This is a genomic window from Psychromonas marina (genome assembly GCF_030161115.1).
Classification (GTDB): Bacteria; Pseudomonadota; Gammaproteobacteria; order Enterobacterales; family Psychromonadaceae; genus Psychromonas; species Psychromonas marina.
On record NZ_BSPQ01000013.1, the window covers coordinates 332,243 to 345,758 of the forward strand.

Genomic DNA, 13,516 nt, shown 5'->3' on the forward strand with positions numbered 1-13,516 from the left:
ATACAATGCACTTCATGATTTAAAAGGGATTTTACCTTCACATAAAAACGATTATAAGACTTTAATTTCAGTAGTTTCAGCCCTACTATCATGTAAAAAAAGGGACGAAGATCCCGACATGAATGACGTTAGTCTTCAACCGAAGGATTATTACAAGTAATATAAAGTGAATTTTAAATTCTAAATGAAGTGATTTGCTAGCATAAAAACGTGTTATTAGTATGTACTATGATTACTGATATCGATTTATCAATAATAATGATCTAGCTTTTATCATACAAAAGAAGTATTCAAATAATGGCTACATAGCTAAATAAATAGTGATCACAAGTAAAGATATCACACTCATTATTATATTGAATATGACGGAGGCTGGATTTCATCTTGAAAGTAGAAGGCAGTTCAAAGCTTATCTAAACCAGAACTGCGCACCTATTAATACCCTATATTTAAAGAGTAAGCTGAGTCATCGACATTAATTGCTTGTTGGTAGACGGTGTTTACTAGAAGCGAGCAAATCAATATTGGCTTGTCTCGCTTTATCCGGGTCACCCGCCATAATCGCAGTGTAGATCGCACGATGCTCTTTAATACACGTGCCTCCTTTTTCAGAAGAGTGCCCAATAAAGCTTTTAAACATCGTTGCTAAGATATTTGCAAAGGGTAAATAAAAACTGTTGCCCGATGACAGAAAGACGAGGCGGTGGAATTGCATATCAACCTCAACCCAACGTTCTGCATTAAAGTTCTTAGTTAGATCATCCATCTCTTGAAACGTTGCTGAGAGTAAAATACGTTGCTCAGCCGTTGCATTTTGTGCAGCTAATGCTGCAGCTGCTGGTTCAATCGCGCGGCGTAGTGCAATAAATTCTTTATAAACATCCTCATTATTACCAAGATCAGTCACCCATTCTAATAACTGAGGATCTAAATAGTTCCAATGCTCACTACTTCTTACACGTGTCCCCACCTTTGGCTTAGATTCAAGTAAGCCTTTTGATGTCAATAATTTTACTGCTTCGCGTAAGGCAGTACGGCTTACATTAAACTGTTCACAGAGCACCATCTCACTTGGAATAATTTCATCTTGCTTTAACTCATTAGATAGTATTTTTCGTGCGATGGAGCGTGCAACCTGTACATGCAGACTCCTTGTGGCTCTGGATATTTGTAGAAATGTATTATTCATAATGTTCCTTGAATTAATAAAGCTAAAATTATTATTGCTGAATAATATTATAAATAACATGACTTTGATATGCTTTAACTGGCGCAGACTCTAGTTTTAAAAAAATAAAAGTAACCTAATCCATTTATGAAATCAGAATACAGGCAGAAGTGCTCTATCACTGCTTAACAGGGCGGATTCAACGTTGAAGTGCATAACTACTAAGCCCCTATAACTTGCATACGTTCAGCCATTAAATTTTCTGGCGTTTTGTAATTTAGCCACTTTCTTACCCTATCATTCAGCTTCACTATCACATCAGCATCATACTAATTAACTATGTATTTAACTTACGTGTTGAATCTCGCACAATCAGGTCAATGGGGGGTGTTTTCACAACGTGATCTCGTCCTCTTAATAGGTTTAAAATCGTTTGTGCAGATACCCCACCTAACTCATAGATTGGTTGTTTCAAGGTAGTTAATGCAGGAGTAAAGTATTGAGACGTCGACAGATCATCAAAGCCAATCACTGACACATCATCGGGTACTTTTATGTTGTTATCATGCAATGCTTTGATTGCACCATAAGCGGAGAGATCATTTGCAGCAAAGATCGCAGTAAAGTGCACATTACTTTTGATTAATTGTAATGTTTCTTGGTACGCGGTTTCAGATTGAAAATCACCTTGGCGTACTAGTTTTGGCATCACTGGTAACCCCCATTCATTTAAAGCACGTTGGTACCCTTTAAACCTAGCCATCGAATCAGGTTGATTATTTAAGCCTTTAATATGTGCTATATGCTTATGACCTTGCTGAAGCAAGTGCAACGTAGCAATATAACCACCTAATTCTTGATCTAAATGAATTGAGCGGACATTTTCCCCTTCTACATTATACCCAATAACAACAACGGGCGTTTCAGCAGCAAAGGTAACCACTTGTTGCTCACTTAAATTACCAGTAACCACAATCACACCATCAACATTATTGCTACTTAAATATTGTAATGCATCTGTTGCCAACGCCTGGTTCCAATGCGCTGAAGAGATTACTAATGAATAGCCCTGCTCTATCAACACTTGTTCCATATCATTTAATATATGACTACTAAAGGGACTGACTGGATCCTGAATGATGACACCAATCGTCATTGATCGCTGGTTACTCTTTCCTTTTAAAGGTGAATTAGGTTTATATTGCAGACTTCTAATCGCTTCTTCTATTTTTTGTACTTTATCTGGAGACACGTACGAAGTACGATTAAAAAAACGAGAAATGGTGCTCGGCGAAACACCCGCTAATTTAGCGACATCATAAGAAGAGGTTTTTGTTTTACTCATTTTTTTCCTTGTATAATTCCATAATGGAAGCGTACATCATCATGTTCAGTGTATCATTTGATATGATAACCGCCACCCACACACAAGCAAAACATATACCCATTAACATCAATAGCTTAATTATTTTCAACTTTGAGAGTTAACGACATATATATAGAAAAAGTCAGCCTAAATTAAGACTGACTTTTTAATACGTATAAAGCTCAAATTAAGTTAAAAAATGGTGTTTACCACCATGATTCAAACATTGCACCTAGCGCTAATGTATCTTGCTCTGCTTGATATGGTTTGCTCGCAACTTCATTATCTGCACTACCCACTGTTGCGTAAAAACGTATCATTGGGCGCGCACCAGCCAGACCAAAGCTTACATTTTGAGACAGTGTTACTTTCCATGCTGAGTTTTCACCTGCATTTTCATAATCAACTAATGAGTAACCTGCTTCTAACCAAGTCGAGTGCACGGCATTCCAAGTCATCATTGGACGTACGATCGCACTGTAGTTGCTTCGGCTCTGACTTACATCCGCTGAATTATCTGCATTATGGTACGCTACTAAGTACTCAGTATTAAATGTTTCAGAGGATTTAACATTGCCACTAAAACTTGCATACCAAGTGGTTAAATCTTCTGTTTTCCAGAATACACCATTATCAGCATTTTCTGCATAACGTAGAATTAACTGTGTGCCACCCATTGACCAACTACTGTCTAAGACTGCAGCAAGCTGAAATGCATCTGATTTATTCGCATTTTTAAGTTCACCTTCAATACCATCGCCAGCATCTTCATCTGCCTCGCTGTAGTATTGATCACTTTCAAAACCATAGTTCGCTAGAAAGCTTAAGGTACCAGCAGCGCCAACACTAATGCCATGTAATTTAGTCGTGATTGCATAATTACCACTATCCCCCGTACCAGAGCTTGCTTGAGCAACACCTGAAATATCGAATTTTATATCGCCTAAACCGAGGTTATACACACCGGCGCCTTGGCCATCATGCATCATCCAAAAGTAATCATTTAACCCCTGTTGCGGACGTTGGTGAAAGTCACGACCAGCCCATAAATAAGCAGTCGGTTGTGATTCAAATACATTCGTTGCCCCTGCATAGAATTTTTTAAGACCAACATTGTCCGACCAATGTTCAAGCATCACCGCCACATCCCAAATAGCACCATTATCTGCAATAAATGCTTTGGTAAACTGAAACTCACCACCATTACCTTCATTACCTAAACGACCTGTTGCATTACCTGCACTCTGACCCATTGCACCAACATATTTATTCACATCATCTGAGTAATGGAAACCATAGCGTGCATAACCGGTAAATTTAAGGCCCGTATCTGGTATTGGCATACCTTCAGCTAAAACAAGTGGCTGTTGGCGATCATAAAGCGGATCAGCTGGCTGAGTTAACTCTGGATTAACAGCTTTCACTTCTGCGGCGTCTGCAGCAAAAAGGCTCATCGGTACAAAAGTAGTTGCAATCGCTGCTGCTAATGGTAGTAATTTAAATTTCATAATATTCCCTTACTTTTTTTATGTTTAAATTTAACAAGTCAAATGCAATTTACAATTGACCATGGCTCCGCCTTGATTAAAATCGAACAAAAAACAAACTATTTTTACGTTAATTCCTAAATTTTGAGCGTAAAAATCCCTTGAATGATAAATTCAAAATTTTACAAAACAGGGTGTTAAAGCGTCCTGCTACTTGCGTTGCTCAGCAATACCCATAAGGCAAGCTACAAATAATACCTGCGGTGGGTCCTCGATCCTTCAAAGACTGCCGCACATATAAAAATTTATTTCCTTTTCATTGTCATCTGTAAAAAATGATAAAGTGCGCCTATTAATCCTGAATCATTTTTAAACTGTGTGCTTTCAACACAAACAAACTCATCCACTAAAAATTGATTAAGCAAAGCGTGACCATTAAAAACCTCTTGAAATTTAGCTTTTATAGCAGGAAAAATTTCATCTCTGCCACTGATAGCGCCCCCAATAAGTATTTTTTTTGGGTTTAAAATAAACGTTAAGTTATATAACCCGATAGCAATATTTTGATAAAACTCTTCAATTACTTTCAATGCAACCTGATCGCCCTGCTCTGCTAAACGATAGATATCCATACCAGACATATTTTCCAACGGTACCTGCTGTTGATTGCAATATTTTTTAATCAATCCATGACCTACAGAAGCGCTATGGCTCATGGTGCTTCTCTCTTTATCTTGCACTTTAAAAATATTTTGAGTTAACATATAACCAAACTCACCCGCCATATAGCTGTGACCGCGAACGAGTTCACCGTTAACACATATCGCCCCACCAACACCGGTACCAATGGTGATACAGATAAAATCTTCACAATGCTTCGCACCACCCAACCACTTTTCCGCTAACGCCACGCAATTAACATCGTTCTCAAGTTCAACAGGTAAACTGAGTTTTTCAACCATAATATTTTTGAAATTAATGCCAAAAAAATCATCAATAGCGCCCGCTGTTTTTAAAAAACCACTATTAACATCAACAAAACCAGGCATCGAAAATGCAACCCCTTCTAATGTGTACTTTTCTGCCAGTTTAGTTTTGACAGAAACAATGTCGCTAATTATCTGAGTACCACTCTCCGCAGTATCCATGCTATTTTTCTCAACCATCTCACCATGCTCAGTTAACACAGCAAATTTAATTTGAGTTCCACCGATATCAAATGATAAATAATGTTTCATCTTTTTCCTTCTCTTTACATCCTGTCATGCCCATACCGATTACTATCTCGTTTAAGTATGAAGATAACCTTTAACTCATTGATATTGTTTATGATGCAAGTGATTTTTCACTGCTCGCATCAAAAAGGTGAATACTATCTAGGTCTATATTCAACTTAACCATGTCAGAAATAACCTCTGTTGCTTGTGTTTCTACCACTAAGGGCAAGCTTCCAATATCTGTTTTAAGTAAAATACTCGCGCCTAATAACTCTTTCTCTTTAATCGTTACAGGACATTCAAATACACGCTGATGATCTATTTGCTGCGCGCGAAGATGGATATCTGTCGGTCTTATACCCAGGCATACTGGACGATTTTTCTCTGCTTGCTTCTGAAAACGTTCTGGTAAAGGAATGCGTAATGCATTCAGTTGAATATACCACTCACCCTGTTCCTCAATCAGGGTTGCATTCATCATGTTCATTGCAGGATTACCAATAAACTGAGCGACAAATTTGTTAGCAGGTCGTTGGAAAACCTCTGTTGGTGTACCTACTTGAGCGATATAACCGTCATTTAAAATAACAATACGATCAGCGAGTGTCATCGCCTCAATTTGATCATGCGTTACATAGATGGTGGTAGTCTGTAATTTACGATGTAACACCTTCATCTCTTCACGCATCACACCACGTAGTTTTGCATCTAAGTTAGAAAGAGGTTCGTCAAAGAGAAATACTTTTGGCGTACGTACCATTGCACGGCCCATTGCGACACGCTGCCTCTGACCACCAGAAAGCTCTTTTGGCTTACGATTTAGCAGTGGTTCAAGCTCAAGAATATTGGCAGCTTTTAATACTTCAACATCAATATCCTTTTTAGTCATTCCCTTTAACTTGAGCGCAAATGCAATATTTTCATAGACAGTCATATGTGGGTAAAGTGCATAACTTTGAAATACCATTGCTAAATCACGGTCTTTTGCATCAACCTTATTGATCAAACGCTCGTCAATATATATATCCCCAGAAGAGATGCTCTCTAAACCAGCAAGCATACGTAAAGTGGTTGATTTCCCGCAGCCGGATGGTCCTAGAAACACCACAAATTCTCCATCTTCAACCGTAAAATCAAAATGCTTAACCACTTCAACGTCATCAAACGATTTCTTTATATTTTTAAAAATTACCTTAGCCATTACCTTTCTCCGCAATACACTTTGCTTAGTCTTTAAAATAAGAATGTGTACTGTTTATTTATATTTGTGTATGTCGCGCTTTGTGTTGCGAATCTCTACCCCTTTAAAGTCTCTTTAAGCGGGGTAAATTGCGACCTAAAATCTCAGTTTTTATGATTACTTAAATGCTCATTACCCTTTCACAGCCCCAGAGGTTAAACCGCTTATCATCTGCTTAGAAGCACATACGTAAGTAATTAAAATTGGTAATAATGAAATTGTTGTCCCCAACATCACTGAGCCCCAAGGTGTATTTGGAATCCCCTGTACACTACGTAAAGCTTGAGTAATCACATATTGATCGGGTGAATTTAGTACCACTAAAGGCTGCATAAACATATTCCAGAAAAATACAAACTGTACAATGGCGAGTGTTGCTAAAGCCGGTTTCATTAACGGTAAAACGACACTCCAATAGGTTCTAAACTCACCAGCCCCATCTAGTTTCGCGGCCTCAAGTAACTCTTTGGGAATCGATGATACAACATGTTGTCGTATCAAAAAGATCCCAAACGGTGTTGTCGTGAAGGGTAACCACACTGCGATATGGTTATCTAATAAACCTAAAAACTGCACAATTAAGAAATAAGGTATCAAGCTTAATACAGGTGGAATCATCATCGAACCAACCAGCATCGCGAATAGGAAGCTTTTACCTTTAAACTTAAACACCGCAAATGCATACCCGCCCATACTACAAAATAACAGCGAAATAGTTGTACCAACAAATGCCACATAGATACTGTTAAACATCGCCTGCCAAAAGGGCATTATCTCAAGTAGTCGTTGGTAATTGATTGCTAAACTATCACCCAATGCAAAACTGATAGTGGTGCTGAATATTTCACTTCTATCTCGTGTTGACAAAATAGCTGACCATATAAATGGGAATACAGTCAGAATGGCTGAAAGAATCAACACAGTTGCCAGTAGTACCATTGCTGCTTTGGTTAAAAATGTTGTCACTTCTTGACTTGGTTTTAAAAATGCTAATGTTTTCATATTAATGTCCCTGCAACCCTTTTTTACCAAAGAAGATAAATTGAATACTGGTAAAGAAAGCAATCAACGCAAATAGTAACCATGAAATTGCTGATGCAGTGCCCATCTCTAACCATTCCCAACCCACTTTATAAAGGTACATTGAGATAGTTAATCCAGCCTGCCCAGTTCCGCCGCTTCCACGTGTTAGAACAAAAGGTTCTTCAAATAACTGTAAATTACCAATAATTGTCATGGTGATAGCAAAGAATACAAAGGGACGGATCATCGGCAGAGAAATATGCCAAAAACGGTGGAATGCATTTGCACCATCCATCCTTGCTGCTTCTAAAATCTCTTTAGGGATCGTCATTAAACCCGTTGTATATAAAACAATATTGAAACCGGTGTATTTCCAAAACACCATAAAAGCAATTGATGGTTTGAGCATGTCCGCATTTTCTAACCAGCGTATTGGTTGATAATCGTTAACCCAACCAAATGCCCAGCCAAGGTAAGATGAATCAGCAAGCGCAATCAGTGCTTGGTTGATAATTCCTGAATTAGGTGAATACATGTTAAAAAAGATCAATGATGCCGCTACGGTTGAGGTTATAAAAGGTAAAAAATATGCTGATGTTAGCCAATGGCGCAATCTATCACTCATCGACACTAAGACATAAGCAACTGGAATCGCAACTAAATGTTGTGCTACACCCGATGTAATCGCCAACCAAAATGTATTCTTCAAAGAGCGCCATAACCACGGGTCCGTTAAAGCAATATAATAGTTTTCAGTACCAACATAAGACATTGCTGAAAGCCCTTCCACGGGGTTCCACTGATGAAATGATAGAAAAACAGAAAAAAGTAATGGGAAAATGCCAAAAACGGAAAATATAATTAAAAACGGTAACAAAAAACCATAAGGAGAAAGAGATTGCCAGTTAAAGCCAGGCTTACTCTCCTTTTCAATTTCCGTTGTACTTGACTGTAAAGTTGTGCTCATTTTAACGCCCTCTAAAATGGAGGTGCCATCAGGCACCTCCTAAATACCTAAGTTACATATTACGTGTACGACGTTTAATTAGACGCTCAGCTTCAGCGAGTGCTTCTTTAATATCTTTACCTTCATCAAGCACTTGCATCAGTGCATTCTCTAAGATAATCGAACGTGCAACATGATCGCCCTTGCCAGGTTGAACAGGTTTAATATTTTTAGCCACTTCAGCGAAAACTTGGCGCGCTTTTTGTCCACCAAGGAACTCAATAGGTTGATCAAAAAGTGCGTCGTCGTAAGTGGTTATGTTTGATGGGAACGCCGCTATTGTTGCAAAAGCAGTTAATTGCGAATCAGGATTAGTGGTCATATATTCAATTAATGCCCATGCCTGATCAGGATTTTTAGACTGTTTAGGAATTGAAAGGAATGATCCCCCCCAGCTGCCGTAAATACCATCAGGAAGGTTTGACACAGCCCAACTACCACTTGTATCAGGCGCAATCCAGTTTTTCAGGTGACCTAATAACCATGCGCCAGAAAGCTGTGTTGCAAAAGTGCCATTTCGAAAGCCTTCATACCATTCGTTTGACCATGCAGTGATACGTGCATCTAGGCCGTTATCACGAATTGTTTTTGCCACCGTAAACGCCTTAACAAAACGTTCTGAAGTAACCACGGAGTTACCCTCTTTATCAAAATAAAGCCCCTCCCCCTCTGGCACAGTGGTAAAGATAATAGCTTGTGCAACATCCGCTGCTGAAGCGATTAAAAAGATATTATCTTTTTTCAGTTTTTTACCTAATGCAATATAAGCATCCCAATCGGTAATAGCAGCATCAACTTTAACGCCTTCTTTTTCAAAAATATCGGTACGGTAATACATCACACCAGGACCAAGATCTACTGGAATACCGTACATGCCACCATCAGCACCTTTACCTTGTGCCCATGCATAGGCTGCAAAACGATCTTGATATTTATCTACGCCGTATTTTTCAGATAAATTGACTAAACCGCCCGATGCCACAAAAGGTCCAATTTTTTCTACATCAACAACGATGACATCACCAGCCCCTGATCCTGTTGCTAAATTGGTGGTTAATTTAGTATGGTGATCTCCATGGTTATTCATTAAGTAATCAACTTTAATACCCGTCTTTTTTTCAAAGTCAGGTAATAATACTTTTAAGCTACTATCAAAATCGGGAAAACCATCAAAACGAATATCCGCATCCGCCGCATTAGCTGTCGATGCTAATCCAAATATAATTGCGCTTGATAATGTCAGCATTTTTAAATTCATTATTTATCCTTAAATCGTTATAGGTTGTGGGTTCGCCATCATCACTTACAGAAATAACATTAAGTACATATCGTTTCTAAAAAGTGGAAAACAACATTTATAGAGGCTTAAAATAAGAAGTTAATTTCAATATGCTTTTCATCATATTATCGATAGAAAAATCAATCTTTAGCCTTACAACTCGTCATGAGCATAGGGGCATAGTACGGAAAAATATCACTAACAATATGCTACATGTCACACTGCATTTCAGTTGACATAAATGAAAGTATAAAATATGACAAGCTTCTTTCTATCAGGTGATGCTATGAAACAGTTTCATGGGATTCCCCCATATTGATTAAAATCGAACACATAAAGTATGTGTTTATCGGTATGTGGAATTTATGACGGCTAAAGCAGAGGCTGAGTTTTATTAGCCAACGGCGATTTCTTTCTTATACACAAAAACATTAGCTGTCGATAACTGAATAAAAATCCATTAAATTTCAAAGCATTAAGAAATATAAATCAGATTAGATCTAGGGTTTTGAAGATTATTGCAGTCTTATAGTATTAGTGGAATGTGATTAAAGGTAAGCATGGTACTGCGATTTTAAAGAGTATTGTGCGTGATATTGTACTCAGGATATAGCGAACAGACATACGTATGGATGACTAATAGCCATTATGACTGGATGCAATCATCATAATTTATTATTTAACGAACAAGATAGCTCAGAAATTTATGCGGATTCGAGAAGGTGTAGCAATTATGCATCATGAACTTGTAGATGTGAGCATTACAGGTCACTCTACTAATCCAACACGTTTTCAACACCCTGTTGCTGGTATCTACAAAGCAGAATGCCATCGTGCTAGAAAAGCTTATTTTTCTGTCGCATCTGGTGGTGGCACAGGTCGTACACTCCATCTCGATAATGTGGCTGCGGGTCCAGCATCTTATGGCATGACCGATACCATGGGTAGAATGCATGCAGGTGCACAATTTGCAGGTAGCTCTTCTGTACCATCACATGTTGCATGATGGGTTTTATAGGTATGGGTAATAACCCGATGGTTGGGGCGACAGTTGCACTTGCAGTAGAAGTTGACCAACGTTTAAACTAAAAAGGCTTTAGATACGACTAACAGGTAGGGTAAATTCACTTTAACTTTCCTATTATGACTAAGGGATTTTGGCCACTAATTAAGAGTAAAACGGATCATTTTCTAGGGCGCTTAGTGCCCCATTGCGCCTTAGAAAGCTATAAAACTGTGGCCAATATTACTTAGCCACAACACCAAAAATCTAACGACTAAATCCCGCTAATAACCATTGTTTAAAATCCTTAACCACTTTTTTGTGCAAATTTACTGGCTGACAAAGTAAATAGTGACAACTTTTACTGCTGAGTGAAACGTCGCTTAATTTTACTAAACGTCCCTCTTTTAACTCATTTTCCACTAATAACGATCTCACAAACAGAATGCCCAAACCATTAAGTGCCGCTTCAATGGCTAACTGGCTACTCTCAAATTGCAGTGTTGGTTCATTTACCTTTCCCTTAAAGTGTTGTAAATCAAACCAGTCCTGCCATTTTTCATGGTATCCAAAAGTGGTGATTTTTTCAGTTAATGCCATATCTTCCAGTGTTTGTAAATCTAACTGTTTTTGTAAACTTGGGCTGGCGACCACGATCCATGATTCATCGCTTAATTTTATTGAGTCGGGTTGCGACCAATCCCCATAACCATTGATAATTTCTATATCGACATTGTCATTTTGTTGCGGGTAAAGTTGATTAGTGGTGAGCATTTTAATCGTGACATCGGGGTGTTGACGCTTAAAATCGGCTAAACGAGGTAATAACCATTGTTGGCAAAAACTTTGTGCGATACGCAGGGTGAGTTGTTGTTTTTTATTACGTTCAAAGAGGTTGATGGTGCCATTTGATAGGGCATCAAAACTATTACTCAGTAATGGTAAATAATGTGTCGCTTGATCGGTTAATTGTAATGATGAACCTTGGCGGATAAATAGTGTTGCATTCAGATACAGCTCAAGTTGTTTAACCTGCTGGCTAACGGCTGTGCGACTAACATTTAATTCATCAGCCGCTTTACTTAAATTTTGATGACGAGCAGCAGCTTCAAAAGCACGTAAGGCATTTAAGGGGGGGAGGTAGCGCATCTACTTATCTTCTTTGAATAACTAAATGCGCAACATACCCTTCTTCTATTACACCGTTATGACAAGTTACAGTTTGTCAGCTTTACCCGCAGCACCGGCTAATTTCGCGAACCATTTATCAACAATAAATGGCTGTTGTTCGTTATCTTCCGCTTCCTCTTTACGTCTTACCGCATTACGCACTGTCATTGCGCCCAACCAACGAAATGGTTCCGGAGGAAAGTAACCTCTTGGTCCACCAGCGAGCCCACAACGGCTCCACTTTTCATCATTACCTAATAACATTGCGGTTAATATTTTTGCGCCAATACGAGTTTGCGCGACACCATTACCCGAGTAACCTAAGCCATAAAAAATATTTCCTTGGCCTTTGATATTACCAAAAAAGGGTAAGCCCGTGACTGAGCGATCTGATCCCCCCGTCCAACTATCGGCAAATTCAGTTACATTCAATTTAGGGAACAAGGTATTAAACGCAGTGGTTAATAACGATAAATAACCTGTTTGTTGATTAAACATCGGCTCAACTTGATTCGCAAAAGAGAAACGATTGCCCCCTTTACCTAACATTAAACGACCATCAGCAGTATCTCGGTAATAGTGAACAAAAATACGAGAGTCGACCACGCTGGCACCTTGTTCAGGACCGTGTTTTTTGAGTAGTTCTGGAATCGGTTGGGTGATCACCATATCAGATGAAACCACCACAATGCTGCGTTTAAAGGCTTTAAATTTATCAACCATCCACGCATTAATGGCTAGGACTACTTTCTTCGCTTTAATAGATGCATGCTCAGTGATGACGGTGGCAGGCAAGCCATAATGTAACGATTGCATTTCGGTATTTTCATAGATCTCAACCCCTAATGATAATGCAACGGTTCGTAAACCACGCGCTAACATGGCCGGCTGTACTGTGCCTGCAGCCTCTGAGAAATACGCTTCGCTATTTTTTTTAGAGCCAGTTTTAGCCTCTAATGTATCTTTCTCAGAAGGTTGCCAGCTATTGATTTTTAAGCGTTCTAATTCAGCCACCAGCGGTGTCATTGTACCTTGTTGCGCGCTATTCGTTGCCGTGTAATAACTGCCTTTGATAAACAGTTGTGCATCTATATTATGATCGGAACAAAATTTCTTTATCTCAAAAATAACTTGCTCAGACTCTTTCACTAACCACTTAGCTTGCTGCTCTCCGAAGAGTTTCTTTAAGGTGGGGAATTTACTTGACCAAGTTAATAAGCAACCACCGTTGGCTCCCGATGCGCCGCTTCCACATAATTCTTTTTCGATGATAGTGACTTTTTTATTCGGTGCTTGCTGTTTATGTAAAATAGCAGTCCATAGGCCGGTATAACCTCCACCAACAATCAGTACATCGGTTTCAATATCTTGCTGCAGAGGAGGTGCAACGCTTGGTTTTTCATTTTCTAATGCATCTTTTAACCAATAAGCGAGGTGTTTTTTCTCTGTCGTCATAATCATTCCTAAATAGCGTTAACTGCGAATAAGATACTCAGTTTATAAGCCTTTTTAGATAACATTAAGTCGTGATTATTAACCTTAAACGTAAGATTTCCT

The 13,516-nt window shown here is 38.7% G+C and carries 10 protein-coding genes and 1 pseudogene; 1 reads left to right on the top strand and 10 read right to left on the bottom strand.

Annotation, left to right across the window (positions count from 1 at the left end; translation table 11 throughout):
• Nucleotides 1-475 precede the first annotated feature (475 nt).
• The 8 genes from QQK09_RS13460 to QQK09_RS13495 all read right to left on the bottom strand — a co-directional run bounded on the left by QQK09_RS13460 (nt 476) and on the right by QQK09_RS13495 (nt 9,765).
• Complete coding sequence (locus tag QQK09_RS13460) at nt 476-1,189, bottom strand: FadR/GntR family transcriptional regulator (RefSeq protein ID WP_284204673.1); 714 nt, start codon at nt 1,187-1,189, stop codon at nt 476-478.
• A gap of 316 nt (nt 1,190-1,505) precedes the next feature.
• The gene (locus QQK09_RS13465) at nt 1,506-2,513 is read right to left on the bottom strand and encodes a LacI family DNA-binding transcriptional regulator (RefSeq protein ID WP_284204674.1); all 1,008 of its coding nucleotides are present in this window, start codon (nt 2,511-2,513) and stop codon (nt 1,506-1,508) included.
• Between the two features lie 227 nt (nt 2,514-2,740).
• Nucleotides 2,741-4,042 carry a carbohydrate porin gene (locus QQK09_RS13470; protein ID WP_284204675.1) on the bottom strand — a complete coding sequence of 434 codons (1,302 nt, stop codon included), beginning with the start codon at nt 4,040-4,042 and terminating at the stop codon, nt 2,741-2,743.
• 284 nt (nt 4,043-4,326) lie between these two features.
• On the bottom strand, nt 4,327-5,259 hold the full coding sequence (locus QQK09_RS13475; RefSeq protein WP_284204676.1) for an ROK family protein: 933 nt from the start codon (nt 5,257-5,259) through the stop codon (nt 4,327-4,329).
• A gap of 88 nt (nt 5,260-5,347) precedes the next feature.
• On the bottom strand, nt 5,348-6,439 hold the full coding sequence (locus QQK09_RS13480; protein WP_284204677.1) for an ABC transporter ATP-binding protein: 1,092 nt from the start codon (nt 6,437-6,439) through the stop codon (nt 5,348-5,350).
• A gap of 171 nt (nt 6,440-6,610) precedes the next feature.
• The gene (locus tag QQK09_RS13485; protein WP_284204678.1) at nt 6,611-7,480 is read right to left on the bottom strand and encodes a carbohydrate ABC transporter permease; all 870 of its coding nucleotides are present in this window, start codon (nt 7,478-7,480) and stop codon (nt 6,611-6,613) included.
• Nucleotide 7,481: 1 nt separating this feature from the next.
• Nucleotides 7,482-8,468 carry a carbohydrate ABC transporter permease gene (locus QQK09_RS13490; RefSeq protein ID WP_284204679.1) on the bottom strand — a complete coding sequence of 329 codons (987 nt, stop codon included), beginning with the start codon at nt 8,466-8,468 and terminating at the stop codon, nt 7,482-7,484.
• Nucleotides 8,469-8,520: 52 nt separating this feature from the next.
• Nucleotides 8,521-9,765 carry an ABC transporter substrate-binding protein gene (locus QQK09_RS13495; RefSeq protein ID WP_284204680.1) on the bottom strand — a complete coding sequence of 415 codons (1,245 nt, stop codon included), beginning with the start codon at nt 9,763-9,765 and terminating at the stop codon, nt 8,521-8,523.
• 754 nt (nt 9,766-10,519) lie between these two features.
• On the opposite strand from QQK09_RS13495, the pseudogene QQK09_RS13500 reads away from it, so the two are divergent.
• Nucleotides 10,520-10,875: pseudogene (locus tag QQK09_RS13500) on the top strand (GGGtGRT protein).
• Between the two features lie 181 nt (nt 10,876-11,056).
• Here QQK09_RS13500 and QQK09_RS13505 read toward each other — a convergent pair.
• Together QQK09_RS13505 and QQK09_RS13510 are read right to left on the bottom strand one after the other, a co-directional pair.
• Entirely contained in the window at nt 11,057-11,938 is an 882-nt protein-coding gene (locus QQK09_RS13505; RefSeq protein ID WP_284204681.1) for a LysR substrate-binding domain-containing protein, read from the bottom strand.
• A 66-nt stretch (nt 11,939-12,004) separates the two neighbouring features.
• The gene (locus tag QQK09_RS13510) at nt 12,005-13,414 is read right to left on the bottom strand and encodes an FAD-dependent oxidoreductase (protein WP_284204682.1); all 1,410 of its coding nucleotides are present in this window, start codon (nt 13,412-13,414) and stop codon (nt 12,005-12,007) included.
• Between the last annotated feature and the right edge of the window lie 102 nt (nt 13,415-13,516).